This window comes from Streptomyces sp. NPDC025806 (assembly GCF_055558275.1).
The window spans coordinates 640134-660484 of sequence record NZ_JBVHMU010000001.1; the positions used below are offsets into that span (position 1 = coordinate 640134).

The following is a 20351-nucleotide window of genomic DNA, read 5'->3' on the forward strand; positions in this document are numbered from 1 at the left end:
TGGTCCTCCGGTACTCGATCCCGTTCCCGAGGAACTCCGGTCCGTCGCCTGTGTGTCACGTCCGCTTCACCGGAACCGTGAAATCCGCAACCCGTGATGCGCCGGACGGCCGTGTGGCGCACGGGCGGTCTACGGGCGGCCCGCGCCGACGGCGCACCGCTGGAAAAAGCGCTCATCGGAATGGGTGTGCGCTCAATTAGCGACTCGGGGGCCGAAAAATATCCCCGGAAATAGCGCCACTCGAACGTTACTGGTGAGTAAGTATCTCGGTATCCGCTATAGCTGCGCTCGATGTCACTCAGATCGCTTATGGGAGGTAGGGTCGGAGGCGGTCGGGGACATCCCATACAACTCGCCGGCGTCGAAAACCGGCGTACCAACGAGGAGATCGGTTCGTGACGATCCGCGTAGGCATCAACGGCTTTGGCCGCATCGGTCGCAATTACTTCCGCGCACTTCTCGAGCAGGGTGCGGACATCGAGATCGTGGCTGTCAACGACCTGGGTGACACCGCGACGACCGCACACCTGCTCAAGTACGACACGATCCTCGGCACGCTGAAGCAGCCCGTGTCCCACACGGCCGACACGATCACCGTCGGCGAGCACACCATCAAGGTGCTGTCGGAGCGCGACCCCGCCGACATCCCGTGGGGCGACCTGGGCGTCGACGTCGTCATCGAGTCGACCGGCATCTTCACCAAGCGCGAGGACGCCGCCAAGCACCTGGCCGGTGGCGCCAAGAAGGTCCTCATCTCGGCCCCGGCCAAGGACGAGGACATCACGATCGTGATGGGCGTCAACGAGGACAAGTACGACCCGGCGAAGCACGACGTCATCTCCAACGCGTCGTGCACCACGAACTGTGTGGCGCCGATGGCGAAGGTCCTCGACGAGAACTTCGGCATCGTCAAGGGTCTGATGACGACCGTCCACGCGTACACGAACGACCAGCGCATCCTGGACTTCCCGCACAAGGACCTGCGCCGCGCCCGCGCCGCCGCGGAGAACATCATCCCGACCACGACCGGTGCCGCCAAGGCGACCGCCCTGGTCCTCCCGCAGCTCAAGGGCAAGCTCGACGGTCTCGCCATGCGCGTCCCGGTCCCGACCGGCTCGGTCACCGACCTGGTCGTCGAGCTGGACCGCGAGGTCACCAAGGACGAGGTCAACGCCGCGTTCGAGAAGGCCTCCCAGGAGGGCCCCCTCGAGGGCAAGCTCTACTACACGGCCGACCCGATCGTGTCCTCGGACATCGTCTCGACGCCCGCCTCCTGCACCTTCGACTCCCTGCTGACCATGGCCGAGGGGAAGACGGTCAAGATCATCGGCTGGTACGACAACGAGTGGGGCTACTCGAACCGCCTCGTCGACCTGACGGTCTTCGTCGGCAGTCAGCTCTGAGCCTCTAAGGTTCTAGAGCAGCAAGGCACTCAGATGTGAGCGAAGGGTCCGGACCCGCGCGACGCCGCGCGACCGTCCGGACCCTTCGCGCGTCAGCCTCAAGCCTCAGCCCTCACAAGGAAACGAGTCATGAAGACCATTGAGGAACTTCTCGCCGAATCGGTCGACGGGAAGCGGGTGTTCGTCCGCGCCGACCTCAACGTGCCGCTGGCCGACGGCCTGATCACCGACGACGGCCGCATCCGCGCCGTCCTGCCCACCGTCAAGGCCCTCGCCGACGCCGGCGCGAAGGTGATCGTCGCCTCGCACCTGGGCCGCCCCAAGGGTGCCCCGGACCCGCAGTTCTCGCTCCTGCCCGCCGCCGAGCGCCTTGCGGAGCTCCTCGGCAAGCCGGTCGCCTTCGCCCAGGACACGGTCGGCCCGGCCGCCCACGACGCGGTCAACGGGCTGGAGCCCGGCCAGGTCGCCGTCATCGAGAACCTGCGGTTCAACGCGGGCGAGACGAGCAAGGACGACACCGAGCGCGGCGAGTTCGCCGACCAGCTCGCCGCCCTGGCCGACGTCTACGTGGGCGACGGCTTCGGTGCCGTCCACCGCAAGCACGCCTCCGTGTACGACCTGCCGAAGCGGCTGCCCCACTACGCCGGCTACCTCATCGCCACCGAGGTCGGCGTCCTGAAGAAGCTCACCGACGACGTCCAGCGCCCCTACGTGGTCGCGCTCGGCGGCGCCAAGGTCTCCGACAAGCTGGCCGTCATCGACCAGCTGCTCGGCAAGGCCGACCGTCTCCTCATCGGCGGCGGCATGGCGTACACCTTCCTGAAGGCCAAGGGCTACGAGGTCGGCATCTCCCTCCTCCAGGAGGACCAGATCCCGGCCGTCACCGAGTACATGGAGCGCGCCGAGAAGAACGGCGTGGAGCTCGTGCTCCCGGTGGACGTCCTGGTCTCGGGCGAGTTCCCCGACCTCAAGGAAAAGACCCCGGCCAACCCCACCACCGTCGCCGCGGACGCCATCCCGGCCGACGAGGAGGGCCTGGACATCGGCCCCGAGACGCGCAAGCTGTACGCCTCGAAGCTCGCGGACGCCCAGACCGTCTTCTGGAACGGCCCGATGGGCGTCTTCGAGCACCCCGACTACGCCGAGGGCACCAAGGCGATCGCCCAGGCCCTCATCGACTCCCCGGGCTTCACCGTGGTGGGCGGCGGCGACTCCGCCGCGGCCGTCCGTACCCTGGGCTTCGACGAGAACGCTTTCGGCCACATCTCGACCGGCGGCGGCGCCTCCCTCGAGTACCTCGAGGGCAAGACGCTTCCCGGTCTCGCCGCACTGGAGGACTGACCCCGTATGACTGCACCCGTAGAGGGCCGCACGCCGCTGATGGCGGGCAACTGGAAGATGAACCTCAACCACCTCGAGGCCATCGCGCACGTCCAGAAGCTCGCCTTCGCGCTCGCCGACAAGGACTACGAGGCCGTCGAGGTCGCCGTCCTGCCGCCGTTCACCGACCTGCGCTCCGTGCAGACGCTCGTCGACGGCGACAAGCTCAAGATCAAGTACGGTGCCCAGGACCTCTCGGCGCACGACTCCGGTGCCTACACCGGCGAGATCTCGGGCGCGATGCTCGCGAAGCTCAAGTGCACGTACGTCGCGATCGGCCACTCCGAGCGCCGGCAGTACCACGCCGAGACGGACGAGATCGTCAACGCGAAGGTGAAGGCCGCCTACAAGCACGGCCTGACCCCGATCCTGTGCGTCGGCGAGGAGCTGGACGTGCGGGAGGCGGGCGACCACGTCTCGCACACGCTCGCCCAGGTCGAGGGCGGCCTCAAGGACCTGCCCGCCGAGCAGGCCGAGACCATCGTCATCGCCTACGAGCCCGTGTGGGCCATCGGCACCGGCAAGGTCTGCGGCGCCGACGACGCGCAGGAGGTCTGCGCGGCGATCCGTGCCAAGCTCGCCGAGCTGTACTCGCAGGACGCGGCCGACAAGATCCGTATCCAGTACGGCGGCTCGGTCAAGTCCGGTAACGTCGCGGAGATCATGGCGAAGCCGGACATCGACGGTGCCCTCGTGGGCGGTGCCGCGTTGGACACCGACGAGTTCGTCAAGATCGTCCGGTTCCGCGAGCAGTGATCGCGCCCCGGCGCGACTGGTGAGTATGCGCTAGCGGCGTTACGTCGTACCCTTGCGGGGCCGGGTGGCTGCCACCCGGCCCCGTCCGCCTGACAAGTCCGAGGAAGTTGGTCCAGCTGTGGTTATGGGGTTCTCGATCGCCCTGATCGTCTTCAGCCTGCTGCTGATGCTCCTTGTGCTGATGCACAAGGGAAAGGGCGGCGGTCTCTCCGACATGTTCGGTGGCGGCATGCAGTCCTCCGTGGGCGGCTCCTCGGTCGCCGAGCGGAACCTGGACCGGATCACGATCGTGATCGGTCTGCTCTGGTTCGCGTGCATCGTCGTGCTCGGCATCCTGATGAAGATCAACAACTGACCTTCGGTCACCCGGGCTTCGGCCCGACCGGGTCGGCATCTCACATTCCTCACGCAATGCCCCATGTAGGGTGCGCGCTCAACGGCGCGGCCTATCATGGGGCATTGCGTCTGTGCGAGGGGATGTAACTCCAATCACTGGACGCGCGTTGGGCCTTACGTAGACTGAGGCGCTCCGCGGCGAAGCGAGCCGACACGCTTCGCGGCACCATCAGGCAGGGAGTTACGACCGTGGCAAGTGGCAACGCGATCCGAGGAAGTCGGGTCGGGGCGGGGCCGATGGGCGAGGCCGAGCGCGGCGAGTCCGCGCCACGCCTGCGCATCTCCTTCTGGTGCTCCAACGGGCACGAGACGCAGCCGAGCTTCGCTTCCGACGCGCAGGTGCCGGAGACCTGGGACTGTCCGCGGTGCGGATTCCCGGCCGGACAGGACCGGGACAACCCGCCGGACCCGCCGCGCACCGAGCCCTACAAGACGCACCTCGCGTACGTCCGGGAGCGGCGCAGCGACGCGGACGGCGAGGCGATCCTCGCCGAGGCGCTCGCGAAACTGCGGGGCGAGATCTGACCAGCCGTACGGGCCGGGTACCGACAGGGTGCCCGGCCTCTTCGCATGCCGCCGAGCGCGCCGCCGGAAGGCCCGGACCGCCCTGATCAACTAGGTTGGTCGACAGTTGCGGGGCATCACACGCACGCGGGTACGAGAGAAGGCTGAAGTCAGACATGAACGCGTCCGACAAGCAGGCAGCACCGACCCAGACGCCCGAGTGGCAGGCGCTGGTCAAGCACCGTGAGGAGCTGGGCGAGGTCCGGCTGCGCGAGCTGTTCGCCGCCGACCCGGAGCGCGGGACACGCTCCGTCCTCGAGGTCGGCGACCTGCACATCGACCACTCCAAGCACCTCGTGACCGACGAGACGCTGCGCCTGCTGCGCGACCTCGCTGCCGCGACCGACGTCTTCGGCCTCCGCGACGCCATGTTCCGCGGCGAGAAGATCAACCTCACCGAGGACCGTGCCGTCCTGCACATCGCGCTGCGCGCCCCGGCCGGTGCCGTGATCGAGGTCGACGGGGAGAACGTGGTGCCGGGCGTGCGCGCCGTCCTCGACAAGATGGCCGCCTTCGCCGACCGGGTCAGGTCGGGGGAGTGGACGGGCCACACCGGCAAGCGCATCCGGAACGTCGTCAACATCGGCATCGGCGGCTCCGACCTCGGTCCGGCGATGGCCTACGGGGCGCTGCGCTCCTTCACCGACCGCGACCTGACGGTCCGTTTCGTGTCCAACGTGGACGGTGCCGACCTCCACGAGGCGGTGCGCGACCTGGACCCCGCCGAGACCCTCTTCATCGTCGCCTCGAAGACGTTCACCACGATCGAGACGATCACGAACGCGACCTCGGCTCGCAACTGGCTGCTGACCGGACTGAGGGCCGGCCAGGACGCCGTCGCGAAGCACTTCGTCGCTCTGTCGACGAACGCGGAGAAGGTCGCCGAGTTCGGCATCGACACGTCCCACATGTTCGAGTTCTGGGACTGGGTCGGCGGACGTTATTCGTATGACTCCGCCATCGGCCTGTCGCTGATGATCGCGATCGGCCCCGCCGCGTTCCGCGAGATGCTCGACGGTTTCCACCTCGTCGACGAGCACTTCCGCACCGCGCCCGCCGAGTCCAACGTGCCGCTCCTGATGGGCCTTCTCGGCATCTGGTACGGCAACTTCCACGGCGCCCAGTCGCACGCCGTGCTGCCGTACTCGCACTATCTGTCCAAGTTCACCGCGTACCTCCAGCAGCTCGACATGGAGTCGAACGGCAAGTCGGTGCAGCGGGACGGCGAGGCCGTGACGTACCAGACCGGGCCGGTCGTCTGGGGCACCCCGGGGACCAACGGACAGCACGCCTACTACCAACTGATCCACCAGGGCACGAAGTTGATCCCCGCCGACTTCATCGGCTTCGCCGAGCCCGTCGCCGATCTGGAGCCCGGCCTCGTCGCCCAGCACGACCTGCTCATGGCCAACTTCTTCGCCCAGACCCAGGCGCTGGCCTTCGGCAAGACCCCGGACGAGGTGCGCGCCGAGGGCGTGCCCGAGGAACTGGTCCCGCACAAGACGTTCAAGGGCGACCACCCCACCACGACGATCCTGGCCACGTCACTGACCCCGTCCGTGCTCGGCCAGCTCGTCGCCCTGTACGAGCACAAGGTGTTCGTCCAGGGAGCGGTGTGGAACATCGACTCCTTCGACCAGTGGGGCGTGGAACTCGGCAAGGTCCTCGCCAAGCGCGTCGAACCGGCCCTGACCGAGGGCGCGGACGTCCCCGGACTCGACGGCTCGACCAAGGCCCTGGTCGCCAAGTACCGGGAACTGCGCGGGCGCTGACGGAGTTGGGTTAATCGGGTGCGCGAGTGCCGTCCGGCGGGCCAGACTGCGGGTCCGTGACCCTGCCGGGAGGCACTTCCGTGGACCACCTCATGTCGGCCCTGGCCGACGCCGAACGACTGAAGCTGTACGCACGGATCGTGCTCGACGACCTCCCGCCGAGCGAGGCCGAATCCCCGGCGGCCCGCCGTCACCTGGGCAGACTCCTCACGGCGGGCCTGGTCGAGCGCCTCGACGACGGTTCGCTGCGCGCCGGACCCGAGGTCTTCCGCAGGGCCCGCACCGCCGACTCCGCCACGGGCGTCCCGCGGCACCTCGCCGGCTTCTTCGCGCGAGGCCGCCTCACCGCGATCCCGGTCCGCCCCACCGTGCGGCACGACCTGCTCGTGCACCTCACGGACACCCTCTTCGAGGCGGACCGCACCTACAGCGAGACCGAGGTCAACGAGGCGCTGCGCACCGTCCACGACGACACCGCGGCCCTGCGCCGCTACTGCGTCATCGACGGCCTCCTCGTCCGCGCGAAGGACGGCTCCGACTACCGGGTGCCGCAGCACGCGTGAGGCCCCGCGCCCCGGAGCGGACTCCGAGGGGCGCGGGGCCTCGACGACGGTGTCACCGTCAGGCGATCGCCGGCGGGTACAGCGAGGGCGGCAGCTGCGAGGCCGCCGCCGCGTCGAGCAGCCACAGCGTGCGCGAGCGGCCGTACGCGCCGGCCGCCGGCGCCTGGACCTCACCCGCGCCCGACAGGGCGATCGCGGCGGCGTTCGCCTTGTCCTCACCGGCCGCGAGCAGCCACACCTCGCGCGCGGAGCGGATCGCCGGCAGCGTGAGCGTGATCCGGGTGGGCGGCGGCTTGGGCGCGCCGTGCACGCCGACGACCATGCGCTCGCTCTCGCGGACCGCGGGCAGCTCGGGGAAGAGCGAGGCCACATGGGTGTCCGGGCCGACGCCGAGCATCAGCACGTCGAAGGTCGGCACCTCCCCGTGGTCCTCGGGACCGGCCGCGTTGGCCAGTTCGGCCGCGTAGGCCTCGGCCGCCGCGTCGGCCTCGAACGGGCCGTCCGACGCCGGCATGGGGTGCACGCGGCGCGGGTCGAGCGGCACGCTGTCCAGGAGCGCCTCGCGCGCCTGCGTGTAGTTGCGCTCGGGGTCGCCGTCCGGCAGGAAGCGCTCGTCGCCCCACCACAGGTCGAGCCGGCTCCAGTCGATCGCGTCCCGCGCGGGCGCGGCGGCCAGGGCGGCCAGCAGTCCGTTGCCGTTGCGGCCGCCGGTCAGCACGACGGAGGCGGAGCCGCGGGCGCTCTGGGCATCGACGATCTTGGTGATCAGCCGGGCCGCTGCTGCCTGCGCCATCAGCTCCTTGTCGCGGTGGACGACGAGTTGGGGTGCCGCGCTCATTTCGCCGCCGCCTTCTTGGCCGGAGCCTTCTTCGTGGCCGCCCTGCCCGAGGGCGCGGCCCTCTTCCGTACGGGTCCCCCGTCGGCCGGAGCCTGCTCCGCCACGGGCCCGTCAGCGGGCTCGTCCGCCGGATCCGCGAGCCGGGCGACCCCGTAGCGCAGCGCGGCGGCGTACGTGTCGTCCGGGTCGAGGCGGCGCAGCTCCTCGGCGATCAGCTCGGACGTCTCGCGGCGCTTGAGCGCGACCGCGCGGTCCGGCTGCCCCTGTATGGAGAGCGTGGCGAGGGTGCCGTCGGCCCGGTCGAGCACGATCGGCCCGCAGGACGACTCCATGCGCACCGAGGTGAGCCCGGGGCCCGAGGACTGCGTGCGGCGCACCGGCACGTCGAGCCGGTCCGCGAGCCACATCGCGAGCAGCTCGCAGCTCGGATTGAACTCCTCGCCCTCGACCTCGACCGAGGTGACCTCGCAGCTGACCTGGTCGAGCGCGGCGGCGAGCATGGAGCGCCACGGCGTGATCCGGGTCCAGGACAGGTCCGTGTCGCCGGGGGAGTAGGCCGCCGCGCGGGCCTCCAGCTCCTGCACCGGCTGCTCGGTCGCGTACGTGTCCGTGACGCGGCGCTGGGCCAGCGCCCCCAGCGGATCCTTCGCGGGGTCCAGCGGGGCGTCCACCGGCCACCAGACGACCGTCGGGGCGTCCGGCAGGAGCAGCGGCAGGACCACCGACTGCGCGTGGTGGACGACCTCGCCGTACAGGCGCAGGACGACGGTCTCGCCGGTGCCCGCGTCGGCGCCGACGCGCACCTCGGCGTCCAGTCGCGACGTGGTGCGGTCGCGCGGGGTGCGCGAGACGCGCTTGATGACGACCAGGGTGCGCGAGGGGTGCTCGCGCGACGCCTCGTTGGCCGCCCGCAGCGCGTCGTAGGCGTTCTCCTCGTCGGTGACGATGACGAGGGTCAGGACCATGCCGACGGCAGGGGTGCCGATGGCGCGGCGGCCCTGCACGAGCGCCTTGTTGATCTTGCTGGAGGTGGTGTCCGTGAGGTCGATCTTCATGGCCGGCGCCAGCTCCGTCCGTCTCGTGCGAGCATCTCGTCCGCCTCGGCGGGCCCCCACGTGCCGGCCGGGTACTGGGCCGGCTTGCCGTGCGTGTCCCAGTACTGCTCGATCGGGTCGAGGATGTTCCAGGACAGCTCGACCTCCTCCGTGCGCGGGAAGAGGTTGGAGTCGCCCAGCAGGACGTCCAGGATCAGCCGCTCGTACGCCTCCGGGCTCGACTCGGTGAACGACTCGCCGTAGGCGAAGTCCATCGAGACGTCGCGGATCTCCATCGACGTGCCCGGCACCTTCGAGCCGAAGCGCACCGTGATGCCCTCGTCCGGCTGGACGCGGATCACGATCGCGTTCTGCCCGAGCTCCTCCGTCGCCGTGTGGTCGAAGGGGGAGTGCGGGGCGCGCTGGAAGACGACCGCGATCTCGGTGACGCGGCGGCCCAGGCGCTTGCCGGTGCGCAGGTAGAAGGGGACGCCCGCCCAGCGGCGGTTGTCCACCTCCAGCTTGATCGCCGCGTAGGTGTCGGTCTTCGACTTGGGGTCGATGCCGTCTTCCTGGAGATAGCCGACGGCCTTCTCGCCGCCCTGCCACCCGGCCGCGTACTGGCCGCGCACCGTGTCGCGGCCCAGTTCCTTCGGCAGCCGGACCGCGCCGAGCACCTTGGCCTTCTCGGCGACGAGCGCGTCCGCGTCGAAGGAGGCGGGCTCCTCCATCGCGGTCAGCGCCATCAGCTGGAGCAGGTGGTTCTGGATGACGTCACGGGCGGCGCCGATGCCGTCGTAGTAGCCCGCGCGGCCACCGATGCCGATGTCCTCGGCCATCGTGATCTGCACGTGGTCCACATAGCTGCGGTTCCAGATCGGCTCGAACATCTGGTTGGCGAAGCGCAGCGCCAGAATGTTCTGGACCGTCTCCTTGCCCAGATAGTGGTCGATCCGGAACACCTGGTCCGGGTCGAACACCTCGTGCACGATCGCGTTCAGCTCCTTGGCCGACGCGAGGTCGTGGCCGAAGGGCTTCTCGATGACCGCGCGGCGCCAGGAGCCCTCCGGTGCGTCCGCCAGGCCGTGCTTCTTCAGCTGCTGCACGACCTGCGGGAAGAACTTGGGTGGTACGGAGAGGTAGAACGCGAAGTTCCCGCCCGTGCCCTGCGACTTGTCGAGGTCGTTGATCGTCGACTTGAGCTGCTCGAACGCCTCGTCGTCGTCGAAGTTGCCCTGGACGAACCGCATCCCCTGGATGAGCTGCTGCCAGACCTCCTCGCGGAACGGCGTACGCGCGTGCTGCTTGACCGCGTCGTGCACCTCCTGCGCGAAGTCCTCGTCCTGCCACTCACGGCGGGCGAACCCGATCAGGGAGAAGCCCGGCGGCAGCAGACCACGGTTCGCGAGGTCATAAACGGCAGGCATCAGCTTTTTACGTGACAAATCGCCCGTGACACCGAAGATCACCAGACCCGACGGCCCCGCGATGCGCGGGAGCCGTCGGTCTGCGGCGTCACGGAGCGGATTGGCTCCGTGTGCGGTCAAGGGATCAGCCCTCCGAAGGGGCGAGGCGCTTCAGCTCCGCCTCGGTAGAAGCGAGCAGATCGTTCCAGGCCGACTCGAACTTCTCGACGCCCTCGTCCTCGAGGAGCTGCACGACCTCGTCGTACGAGATCCCCAGCTTCTCGACGGCCGCCAGCTCCGCGCGGGACTGGTCGTACGTGCCCGCGATCGTGTTGCCGGTGATCCGGCCGTGGTCGGCCGTCGCGTCCAGCGTGGCCTCCGGCATCGTGTTCACCGTGCCCGGGGCGACCAGGTCGTCGACGTACAGGGTGTCCTTGTACGCCTTGTCCTTCACGCCGGTGGAGGCCCACAGCGGGCGCTGCTTGTTGGCCTGCGCCTTGTCGAGCGCGGCCCAGCGGTCGCCGGAGAACACCTCTTCGTAGGCCTCGTAGGCGAGGCGCGCGTTGGCCAGACCGGCCTTGCCGCGCGCGGCCTTGGCCTCGTCGGTGCCGATCGCGTCGATCCGCTTGTCGATCTCGGTGTCCACACGGGACACGAAGAAGGACGCCACGGAGTGGATCTTCGACAGGTCCAGGCCGGCCGCCTTGGCCTTCTCCAGACCGGAGAGGTAGGCGTCCATCACCTCGCGGTAGCGCTCGAGCGAGAAGATCAGCGTCACGTTGACGCTGATGCCCTTGCCGATCGTCTCGGTGATCGCGGGCAGGCCCGCCTTGGTCGCCGGGATCTTGATCAGCGTGTTCGGCCGGTCCACCAGCCAGGCGAGCTGCTTGGCCTCGGCGACGGTCGCCTGCGTGTTGTGCGCGAGCCGCGGGTCGACCTCGATCGACACCCGGCCGTCCTGGCCGCCCGTCGCGTCGAAGACCGGGCGCAGGATGTCGGCGGCGTCACGGACGTCCGCCGTCGTGATCATGCGGAGGGCCTCTTCGACGGTGACCTTGCGGGCGGCGAGGTCGGTGAGCTGCTGCTCGTAACCGTCACCGCTCGAGATCGCCTTCTGGAAGATCGACGGATTGGTGGTGACGCCCACGACGTGCTGCTGGTCGATCAGTTCGGCCAGATTGCCGGACGTGATCCGCTTGCGCGACAGGTCGTCCAGCCAGATCGCGACGCCCTCCTCGGAGAGGCGCTTCAGTGCGTCTGTCATGGAAATTGCATCTCCTACAGGTCGTGTACGAGCGTCAGCGCTGGGCCGCGTCGAGGGATTCCCGGGCCACGGCCACCACGTTCTCCGCAGTGAAACCGAACTCGCGGAAGAGGACCTTGCCGTCCGCCGAAGCACCGAAGTGCTCCAGGGAAACGATGCGGCCCGCGTCCCCGACGTACTTGTGCCAGGTCAGGCCGATGCCTGCCTCGACCGCGACCCGCGCCTTCACCGACGGCGGCAGGACGCTGTCCCGGTACCCCTGGTCCTGCTCCTCGAACCACTCCACGGACGGCATCGACACCACGCGCGTGGCGACACCCTCCGCCTCCAGGGTCTCGCGCGCCTCGACGGCGAGGTGCACCTCGGAACCGGTGGCGATCAGGATCAGGTCCGGCGTCTCCTTGGACGCCTCGACGAGCACGTAGCCACCCTTGACGGTGTCCTCGTTCGGCTCGTACGTCGGCACGCCCTGACGGGTCAGCACCAGACCGTGCGGCTTGGAGACGCCGTACTGCTTCTTGCCGCGGCGCAGGATCTCGCGCCAGGCGATGGCCGTCTCGTTGGCGTCGGCCGGGCGCACGACGTTCAGACCCGGGATGGCGCGCAGCGCGGCGAGGTGCTCGACCGGCTGGTGCGTCGGGCCGTCCTCGCCGAGGCCGATCGAGTCGTGCGTCCACACGTAGGTGACGGGCAGCGACATGAGGGCCGACAGACGGACCGCGTTGCGCATGTAGTCGGAGAACACCAGGAAGGTGCCGCCGTAGATGCGCGTGTGACCGTGCAGCGCGATGCCGTTCATCTCCGCGGCCATGGAGTGCTCGCGGATGCCGAAGTGGATCGTGCGGCCGTACGGGTCGGCCTCGGGGAGCGGGTTGTCCGCGGGGAGGAACGACGACGTCTTGTCGATCGTCGTGTTGTTCGAGCCCGCCAGGTCGGCGGAGCCGCCCCACAGCTCGGGGATCACCGGGCCGAGCGCCTGGAGGACCTTGCCGGACGCGGCACGCGTCGCGACACCCTGGCCCGCCTCGAAGACCGGGAGCTTCTCCTCCCAGCCGGCCGGCAGCTCGCCCGCCTGGATGCGGTCGAACTCGGCGGCGCGCTGCGGGTTGCCCGTGCGCCACTCCTGGAACGACTTCTCCCACTCGGCCTTGGCCTGGGCGCCGCGGTCCAGCGCCTTGCGGGTGTGCCCGATGACCTCGTCCGCGACCTCGAAGCTCTGCTCGGGGTCGAAGCCCAGGACGCGCTTGGTGGCGGCGACCTCGTCGGCGCCGAGCGCCGAGCCGTGCGCGGCCTCGGTGTTCTGCGCGTTCGGGGCGGGCCAGGCGATGATCGAGCGCATCGCGATGAAGGACGGCCGGTCGGTGACCTTCTTGGCCTCCTGGATCGCCGCGAAGATCGCCGCGTGGTCCAGGTCGCCGTCCGCCTTCGGCTCGACCCGCTGGACGTGCCAGCCGTAGGCCTCGTAGCGCTTGACGGTGTCCTCGGAGACCGCCGTCTCGGTGTCGCCCTCGATCGAGATGTGGTTGTCGTCCCACAGCAGGATCAGGTTGCCGAGGCGCTGGTGGCCCGCGAGCGAGGACGCCTCGGCGGAGATGCCCTCCTGGAGGCAGCCGTCACCGGCGATCGCGTAGATGTAGTGGTCGAACGGAGAGGTGCCCTGCGGCGCCTCCGGGTCGAACAGACCGCGTTCGTAGCGGGCGGCCATCGCCATGCCCACTGCGTTGGCGACGCCCTGGCCGAGCGGGCCGGTCGTCGTCTCGACACCGGTCGTGTGGCCGTACTCCGGGTGGCCCGGAGTCTTGGAGCCCCAGGTGCGGAAGGCCTTGAGGTCGTCCAGCTCCAGGCCGAAACCGGCCAGGTACAGCTGGATGTAGAGGGTCAGGGACGAGTGGCCCGCGGACAGCACGAAGCGGTCGCGGCCCACCCAGTCGGCGTCCGCCGGGTCGTGCCGCATCACCTTCTGGAAGAGGGTGTACGCGGCCGGTGCCAGGCTCATCGCCGTACCGGGATGGCCGTTGCCGACCTTCTGTACGGCGTCGGCGGCCAGGACGCGAGCGGTGTCAACGGCCCGCTGGTCCACATCGGTCCACTCGAGGTCAGTGGTGGTCGGCTTGGTGCTCACCCTGAGTCAGGGCTCCTCTCCACAGGTCAATGCCGGTGATGTCGGTCTCACCGGGCGTTGTCGAGCCTACCCTTGCTGGAACACGCATTTTTTCGAGTCATTACAGACTGCCGGGACTCTGTCGGGTCCGCCTCCTGGCAGGGATCCGCGGGGCTTCTCAGGTGAAAAGAGGGCCGCTCGAACGAGGGCTCGATCAACTCCCCTTCTCTCTGTGTCGACACGCTCTCCTTACGGCATGCGGCCCAACACGACCCGACCCCCGCGAAGGGCCGGGTATAGGCAACGTCTACAGTGGCGTGGTACGCGCGAGCCTTTACCGGGACTTCACTTCAAGGGGTCCGCAACGGGGGCTCGCTGGAGTCTCTGTCAGGGGTGTGCGTGACGGCCGTCGAATCCCGTCCAGCGGGAGCGCTCGGGACGAGCAGCAGCCAAGGCCGACGGCCGATCGGGGCCCGTGTCAAGGCGTTCGTGGCGCTGACCAAGCCGCGGATCATCGAGCTTCTGCTCATCACCACCGTTCCGGTGATGTTCCTCGCCGAGCAGGGTGTGCCGGACCTGAAGCTGGTGCTCGTCACCTGCCTCGGCGGCTACCTCTCCGCGGGCGGCGCCAACGCGCTGAACATGTGGTACGACCGCGACATCGACGCTCTCATGGAGCGCACGTCGCAGCGTCCTCTGGTCACCGGCATGGTGAGCCCGAAGGAGTGCCTGGTCTTCGGCGTCTCCCTCGCGGTGATCTCCACGCTCCTGTTCGGCTTCGCGGTCAACTGGCTGTCCGCGTGGCTCTCTCTGGGCGCGCTCCTCTTCTATGTGGTCGTCTACACGATGATCCTGAAGCGCCGCACGTCGCAGAACATCGTGTGGGGCGGCATCGCCGGCTGCCTTCCGGTCCTCATCGGCTGGTCCTCGGTCACGAACTCGATGTCCTGGGCGCCGGTCATCCTCTTCCTCGTCATGTTCTTCTGGACGCCGCCGCACTACTGGCCGCTCTCCATGAAGGTGAAGGACGACTACGCGCGCGTGGGCGTGCCGATGCTGCCCGTCATCGCCTCCAACAAGGTGGTGGCCAAGCAGATCGTCATCTACAGCTGGGTGATGGTCGCGGTGTCGCTGCTGCTGACGCCGCTCGGCTACACGGGCTGGTTCTACACGGTGGTCGCGCTCCTCTCGGGCGGCTTCTGGCTCTGGGAGGCGCACGGTCTGCAGAACCGCGCCAAGGCCGAGGTCACCGGGGGCAAGCTCAAGGAGATGCGCCTCTTCCACTGGTCCATCACCTATGTGTCGCTGCTCTTCGTGGCGGTGGCCGTGGACCCGTTCCTGCGCTGACCCGCCTTCCTGTGCTCCGATGGGTGGGGCGCGTGGCCTAAGCCACGCGCCCCACCCATCGCCTGTTTGGCTACTCGCCGGTAGCATCCTGCTCATGGCAGAGACTCAAGCGGTTGAGGCGCCCGGTCGGGCGGCGAAGGACGAGCGCCGGGCGGCCAAGCTGGCCAAGCAGATCGGCGCGTTCGCCAAGGCGCACGGCGGCGCCGAGGGACAGCTCGCGTACATCGGCGAGCACGGCACGCGCATCGCGCTCGTCGGAGGCGACGGCGGCTGGGGCAACCTGGTGGCCGACACCTACGAGGTCGCGCAGAAGGCCGTCGAGAAGGCCGGGATCACCCTCCACGAGGACTTCGACGGCGACTTCGCCGCCAAGGTCGAGACCGGCCCGTACGAGTGGAAGCGCATGGCCGGCATGCAGATCGGCTGAACCCGTCCGGTGGTCATGGGCGCAGGTGTGCGACCGGTGGTCGAGCAACACCAGGCGCCCGTTCACCCGTTAGGACTGTAGAAGCGCGGTGAGAAGCGCGGTCCGCATACGGGGAGCCCCGGATGATCGAAACGCCGACCCTGGTGGATCAGTACTGCCACGGAGTGCTGCGCACGGAACTGGGCCTCGGCACGTTCGAGGCCCATCTCGCCCGGGGCGAGGGACCGCCCGCCCCCGGCACCACCTTCTTCGACACCCAGACCGGGTTCGCGGTCCGCCGCTGGTGCCCGCCGCTGCTCGGCCTGGAACCCCACTGCGCGCCCGCCCGCTACCTGGCCAGACGGCGCGAACTCGGCGTCCTGGAAGCGGGGCGCAGGCTGCTGCGCGGCAGCGGCATCACCACGTATCTCGTCGACACCGGCCTGCCCGACGACCTCACCGGGCCCGCCGAGATGGCCTCCACCGGCGCCGCCGAGGCCCACGAGATCGTCCGCCTCGAACTGCTGGCCGAGCAGGTCGCGGACACCTCCGGATCCGTCGAGTCCTTCCTCGCGAACCTGGCCGAGTCGGTGCACGGAGCCGCCGCCGAAGCGGTCGCCTTCACCTCCGTCGCCGGTGTACGCCACGGCCTGGCCCTGGCTCCGCAGCCGCCCGGGCCCGGCGAGGTGCGGGGAGCGGTGGGCCGCTGGCTCACCGCCCGCACGGTCGGCGGCCCCCTCACCGATCCGGTACTGCTGCGGCATCTGCTCTGGATCGCCGTGGCGACAGGACGACCGCTCCAACTGCACGCGGGGCTCGGCGACGCCGGGCTGCGCATCGACCGCACCGACCCGGTCCTCCTGGCGGACTTCGCGCGGGCCACGGCCGGGCTCGGCACCGACCTCGTCCTGCTGCACGGCTACCCGTACCACCGGCACGCGGCGCATCTGGCCGGGGTCTTCCCGCACGTCTACGCGGATCTGGGGCCGGCGCTGGCCCGGACGGGGGCGCGGGCCGCCGGTGTGCTCGCGGAGATCCTCGAACTGGCCCCGTTCGGCAAGCTGCTCTTCTCCAGCGGGGCCCGGGGAATCCCCGAGCTGCACGTCGTGGGCGCCCGCTCGTTCCGTGAGGCGCTGGGCCGGGTGCTCGGGGGCTGGGTGGCCGACGGCGCGTGGTCGGCGACGGACGCCCACCGGGTGGCGGGGATGATCTCCGCGGGCACGGCGCGGCGGGTGTACGGGCTCGACACTACGGACGCAGCCGGCTGACCGAGTCCCGGGTGAGGTGCCTTTCGTGCCGCTCGCGCCGAGCGCCGCGGGGTCAGACGGAGGACAGCTCGGGGTCGGCCTGGGCCGGGAGGTCCACCGCCGTCTGGGGGCGCTCGCGCAGGGAGAGGATGACGCGCAGGACGCCGATCCACACCAGGGCCGAGCCCAGCATGTGCAGGCCGACGAGGATCTCGGGGAGGTCCGTGAAGTACTGGACGTAGCCGATGACGCCCTGGGCCAGCAGGATCAGGAACAGGTCGCGGGTGCGGTGCAGCGGCCCGCGGGGGGCGTCGACCGCCTTGAGGACGAACCACAGGGCGAAGGTCAGCGTCACCACGATCCAGGCCAGCACCGCGTGCGCCTTGGTGACCGTCTCCCAGTCCAGCGGCATCCGCTTGACGTCGCTGGAGTCACCCGCGTGCGGGCCCGCGCCGGTGACGACGGTGCCGACGGCGATGAGCGCGCCGGACGCCGCGATCATGAACCAGACCAGCTGCTTGACCGACTGGCCGACCAGCGGACGCGGCTCGCCGTCGCCCTCGCGGCTGCGCTGCCACATCAGTACGGCGACGGTGAGGAGGGCGGTGGTGAGGATGAAGTGGGCCGCCACCGTGTACGGGTTGAGGCCGACGAGGACGACGATGCCGCCCAGCACGGCGTTGCCCATGACGATCCAGAACTGGGTCCAGCCCAGCCGGGTCAGCGAGCGGCGCCACGGCTTCTGCGAGCGGGCCGCGATGATGGCCCAGCCGACCGCGGCGCACAGCACATAGGTGAGCATGCGGTTGCCGAACTCGATGGCTCCGTGGAAGCCCATCTCGCTCGTGGCGGTCAGCGACTGGTCGGTGCACTTGGGCCAGGTCGGGCAGCCGAGGCCCGAGCCGGTCAGACGTACGGCCCCGCCGGTCACGACGATGAGGACGGTCATGACGACGGCGGACATGGTCGCGCGCTGCACGATCTGCTGGGTCGGAGTCCAGCGGGCGGCGATGAAGGCGAGCGGGTTGCGCACCGCCTGCGCGGCGTCGGCGCGAGTCAGCTTTGGCACGGGCCCATCGTAGGCGCCGCCCTTGTGCATCTGTTCACGAGGGGGTGCGAACCGGACGTGAGGTGTCTCTCGGTTCTGCGGGACGGCGGCCGGATCCAGGGGTGCCGGCCGGCCGCGCGGCTCACTCCCAGCGGAAGAAGCGGCCCGCCGCACCGAGCCCGGCGACGGCCCAGACGGCGAGGATCCCCAGGTCGGCCCAGGGCATGCCCGCTCCGTGCTGGAGGACGTCCCGCAGGCCGTCGGACAGCGCCGAGATCGGCAGCAGGCCGAGCACGGACTGCGCGGCGTCCGGGAACTTGTCGAGCGGCACGATGACCCCGCCGCCGACGAGCAGCAGCAGGAAGACGAGGTTGGCGGCGGCGAGCGTGGCCTCCGCCTTGAGGGTGCCGGCCATCAGCAGACCGAGCCCCGAGAAGGCGGCCGTACCGAGCACGAGGAGGAGCAGCACGGCGAACGGATTGCCGTGGGGTGACCAGCCGAGGCCGAACGCGATGGCGACGAGCAGGGCGACCTGGAGCACCTCGGTGACCAGGACCGAGAGCGTCTTGGCCGTCATCAGGGCCCAGCGGGGCAGCGGCGAGGCGCCGAGCCGCTTGAGGACGCCGTAGCGGCGCTCGAAGCCCGTCGCGATGGCCTGCCCGGTGAAGGCCGTCGACATGACGGCGAGCGCCAGGATGCCGGGGGTCAGGAAGTCGACGGCCTTGCCGGAACCGGTGTCGACGATGTCGACGGACGAGAACAGAACCAGCAGGAGGGTGGGAATGACGACCGTGAGCAGCAGCTGTTCGCCGTTGCGCAGCAGCATCCTCGTCTCGAGCGCGGCCTGTGCGGCGATCATGCGGGGGAGCGGGGCGGCTCCCGGGGCGGGCGTGTACGTACCGGCGCTCATCCGCGCAGCTCCTTGCCGGTCAGTTCCAGAAAGACGTCTTCGAGGGAGTGCCGCTCGACGGAGATCTTGTCGGGCATCACGCCGTGCTGGGCGCACCAGGAGGTGACCGTCGCCAGGAGCTGGGGGTCGACCTTGCCGGAGACGCGGTAGGAGCCCGGGGTGAGCTCGGCGGCCGCCGAGCCGGCGGGCAGAGCCTTGAGGAGGGAGGCCACGTCGAGGCCGGGGCGGCCGGAGAAGCGCAGGGTGTTCTCGGCGCCGCCGCGGCACAGCTGCTCCGGGGAGCCCTGGGCGATGACGCGGCCGGCGTCGACGATCGCGACGTCGTCGGCGAGCTGCTCGGCCTCGTCCATGTAGTGCGTGGTGAGGATGACCGAGACGCCGTCGGCCCGCAGGTCGCGGACCAGGTCCCAGGTCGCGCGGCGGGCCTGCGGGTCGAGGCCGGCGGTGGGTTCGTCGAGGAAGACCAGTTCGGGCCGGCCGACGACGGCCATCGCGAGAGCGAGGCGCTGCTGCTGACCGCCGGACAGGCGCCGGTAGGTGGTGCGGCCGCAGCTGCCGAGACCCAGACGCTCGATCAGGGCGTCCACGTCGAGCGGGTGGGCGTGCAGCCTGGCGACGTGGCGGAGCATCTCGTCGGCGCGGGCGCCGGAGTAGACGCCGCCGGACTGCAGCATCACGCCGATGCGCGGGCGCAGCTGGGAGGCCTGCTTGACGGGGTCGAGGCCGAGGACCCGGGCGGTGCCGGCGTCGGGCCTGCGGTAGCCCTCGCAGATCTCGACGGTGGTCGTCTTGCCGGCGCCGTTGGGGCCGAGGACAGCCGTGATGCCGGGGGCTGTCGTGAGGTCGAGGCCGTCGACCGCGGTTTTGCTTCCGTACCGCTTCACCAGTCCGGTGAGGTGGACGACAGGCTCGCTTCGCATGGTGGCCAAGTCTAAGGACGGTGCTGACGGCCCCCGCCGCTGGGGCGCTCGGAGGGGGACCGGACGGGATCGGGCGGGAGCGGGCGGGACCGGAGGGGATCGAGGAGAGGGGGGTGTGACGGGCAGGGGCCGTCAGGGGGTGGCCGGGCGGTTCTGGGCGAGCCACTTCGTCGCGTAGGCGACGGCGTCGGCGACCGGGAAGAGTCGGGCCTCGGCGGCGCCGACGTGGCCCTGGGTGACCAGGGGTGAGTCCTGCTCGAAGGCGGCGCCGAGTTCGTCGAAGCGCTCGCTGGAGATGGTGACCTCGGTGACGTGCTCCCAGCCGGCCGGGCCGGGGCGCCCCGCGTCCTCGGTCGCGGGGGAGGGGAGGCGGTACTCGGCGAGGTGGAAGCTGGTGCACGCGTCGAACCCGGCGCCGAGCAGCAGCACCCGCGCGCCCCGCTCCTCCAGGCGGGCGAGCGGGCTGCGGTCGCCGAGCCGGCAGTCGGTGGCGTGCCCCTCGACGATCTCGGCGGCGCGGGCGCCGAGCGCGGCGAAGGAGGTCTGGGGATGCGCGCTGCGCAGGGCGCCGGGCCAGGTCCGCACGGCCTCGGGGACGACGCCGACGCCGAGGGTGGGCGTGGTCCGGGGGTCGTAGGCGGGCATGGTCGCGCGGATGGTGGGCCACCAGTCGGCGGGGACGGCCGGATTGCTCCAGATCGACGGATCGGTGAGGTCACCGGACTGCGTGGGCACGGCGAGCGTGCCTTCGGGGCCGAGGGCGTCGAGCAGGGCGCGTACGACGGTCACGGCGCCGCCGTTGACCCATCCGAGACGGGAGAGAGACGTATGGACCAGGAGGATCTCGCCGGGCTCGACGCCGAGCGTGCGCAGGTCGGCGGTGAGGGAGTCGCGGGTGACGAGAGGGCCGGTCGGCAGGGGTGCGGGCATGATCGGCAGTCTGCGCGCCGGCGGCGCCGCGGACCAGGGGATTTCCGGGCGGGAGCCGCGCGGTTG

19 protein-coding genes are annotated in these 20351 nt (G+C 70.2%); 10 read left to right on the top strand and 9 right to left on the bottom strand.

Annotated features, from left to right (window positions below):
- Positions 1–395 precede the first annotated feature (395 nt).
- The 7 genes from gap (at position 396) to ACZ4E1_RS02910 (ending at position 6834) form a co-directional block, all read left to right on the top strand.
- Positions 396–1403, top strand: a complete 1008-nt coding sequence (gene gap, locus ACZ4E1_RS02880; protein ID WP_467535163.1) for a type I glyceraldehyde-3-phosphate dehydrogenase — start codon at positions 396–398, stop codon at positions 1401–1403.
- 129 nt (positions 1404–1532) lie between these two features.
- Entirely contained in the window at positions 1533–2744 is a 1212-nt protein-coding gene (locus tag ACZ4E1_RS02885; protein WP_467535165.1) for a phosphoglycerate kinase, read from the top strand.
- 6 nt (positions 2745–2750) lie between these two features.
- Positions 2751–3539 carry a triose-phosphate isomerase gene (gene tpiA / locus ACZ4E1_RS02890; RefSeq protein WP_467535167.1) on the top strand — a complete coding sequence of 263 codons (789 nt, stop codon included), beginning with the start codon at positions 2751–2753 and terminating at the stop codon, positions 3537–3539.
- Between the two features lie 124 nt (positions 3540–3663).
- On the top strand, positions 3664–3894 hold the full coding sequence (gene secG, locus ACZ4E1_RS02895) for a preprotein translocase subunit SecG (protein WP_018533286.1): 231 nt from the start codon (positions 3664–3666) through the stop codon (positions 3892–3894).
- A gap of 230 nt (positions 3895–4124) precedes the next feature.
- Positions 4125–4460, top strand: coding sequence for an RNA polymerase-binding protein RbpA (locus ACZ4E1_RS02900; protein WP_003976875.1), 336 nt, complete (start codon positions 4125–4127; stop codon positions 4458–4460).
- Positions 4461–4615: 155 nt separating this feature from the next.
- Positions 4616–6271 carry a glucose-6-phosphate isomerase gene (gene pgi, locus ACZ4E1_RS02905; RefSeq protein ID WP_467535169.1) on the top strand — a complete coding sequence of 552 codons (1656 nt, stop codon included), beginning with the start codon at positions 4616–4618 and terminating at the stop codon, positions 6269–6271.
- Positions 6272–6327: 56 nt separating this feature from the next.
- Positions 6328–6834, top strand: a complete 507-nt coding sequence (locus ACZ4E1_RS02910) for a DUF2087 domain-containing protein (RefSeq protein ID WP_467535171.1) — start codon at positions 6328–6330, stop codon at positions 6832–6834.
- Positions 6835–6892: 58 nt separating this feature from the next.
- On the opposite strand, the gene pgl is transcribed toward ACZ4E1_RS02910, so the two are convergent.
- From pgl to tkt, 5 genes are read right to left on the bottom strand one after another with little or no spacing between them, the layout of a single operon-like run.
- Entirely contained in the window at positions 6893–7672 is a 780-nt protein-coding gene (gene pgl / locus ACZ4E1_RS02915) for a 6-phosphogluconolactonase (protein ID WP_467535173.1), read from the bottom strand.
- On the bottom strand, positions 7669–8727 hold the full coding sequence (gene opcA / locus ACZ4E1_RS02920) for a glucose-6-phosphate dehydrogenase assembly protein OpcA (protein ID WP_467535174.1): 1059 nt from the start codon (positions 8725–8727) through the stop codon (positions 7669–7671). Before opcA ends, pgl begins: the two co-directional genes overlap by 4 nt.
- Entirely contained in the window at positions 8724–10253 is a 1530-nt protein-coding gene (gene zwf, locus ACZ4E1_RS02925; protein ID WP_467535176.1) for a glucose-6-phosphate dehydrogenase, read from the bottom strand. The genes opcA and zwf overlap by 4 nt, the downstream gene beginning before the upstream one ends.
- A gap of 4 nt (positions 10254–10257) precedes the next feature.
- Complete coding sequence (gene tal / locus ACZ4E1_RS02930) at positions 10258–11376, bottom strand: transaldolase (RefSeq protein WP_467535178.1); 1119 nt, start codon at positions 11374–11376, stop codon at positions 10258–10260.
- A 34-nt stretch (positions 11377–11410) separates the two neighbouring features.
- Positions 11411–13498, bottom strand: a complete 2088-nt coding sequence (tkt, locus tag ACZ4E1_RS02935) for a transketolase (protein ID WP_467535180.1) — start codon at positions 13496–13498, stop codon at positions 11411–11413.
- 372 nt (positions 13499–13870) lie between these two features.
- On the opposite strand from tkt, the gene ACZ4E1_RS02940 reads away from it, so the two are divergent.
- The 3 genes from ACZ4E1_RS02940 to ACZ4E1_RS02950 all read left to right on the top strand — a co-directional run bounded on the left by ACZ4E1_RS02940 (position 13871) and on the right by ACZ4E1_RS02950 (position 16498).
- Positions 13871–14824 carry a heme o synthase gene (locus tag ACZ4E1_RS02940; protein WP_467535181.1) on the top strand — a complete coding sequence of 318 codons (954 nt, stop codon included), beginning with the start codon at positions 13871–13873 and terminating at the stop codon, positions 14822–14824.
- Positions 14825–14918: 94 nt separating this feature from the next.
- Positions 14919–15251 (top strand): hypothetical protein, encoded by a 333-nt coding sequence (locus tag ACZ4E1_RS02945; RefSeq protein ID WP_188339598.1) that lies wholly within the window; start codon positions 14919–14921, stop codon positions 15249–15251.
- A 122-nt stretch (positions 15252–15373) separates the two neighbouring features.
- Positions 15374–16498 (top strand): amidohydrolase family protein, encoded by a 1125-nt coding sequence (locus ACZ4E1_RS02950; RefSeq protein ID WP_467535182.1) that lies wholly within the window; start codon positions 15374–15376, stop codon positions 16496–16498.
- Positions 16499–16550: 52 nt separating this feature from the next.
- Here ACZ4E1_RS02950 and ACZ4E1_RS02955 read toward each other — a convergent pair whose 3' ends face one another.
- From ACZ4E1_RS02955 to ACZ4E1_RS02970, 4 genes are all read right to left on the bottom strand, one after another.
- Positions 16551–17576, bottom strand: a complete 1026-nt coding sequence (locus ACZ4E1_RS02955) for a COX15/CtaA family protein (protein ID WP_467535183.1) — start codon at positions 17574–17576, stop codon at positions 16551–16553.
- Positions 17577–17667: 91 nt separating this feature from the next.
- Entirely contained in the window at positions 17668–18435 is a 768-nt protein-coding gene (locus ACZ4E1_RS02960) for an ABC transporter permease (protein WP_467535185.1), read from the bottom strand.
- Positions 18432–19355 carry an ABC transporter ATP-binding protein gene (locus ACZ4E1_RS02965; RefSeq protein ID WP_467535187.1) on the bottom strand — a complete coding sequence of 308 codons (924 nt, stop codon included), beginning with the start codon at positions 19353–19355 and terminating at the stop codon, positions 18432–18434. Before ACZ4E1_RS02965 ends, ACZ4E1_RS02960 begins: the two co-directional genes overlap by 4 nt.
- 132 nt (positions 19356–19487) lie before the next feature.
- Positions 19488–20285 carry an AAC(3) family N-acetyltransferase gene (locus ACZ4E1_RS02970; RefSeq protein WP_467535189.1) on the bottom strand — a complete coding sequence of 266 codons (798 nt, stop codon included), beginning with the start codon at positions 20283–20285 and terminating at the stop codon, positions 19488–19490.
- Positions 20286–20351 lie beyond the last annotated feature (66 nt).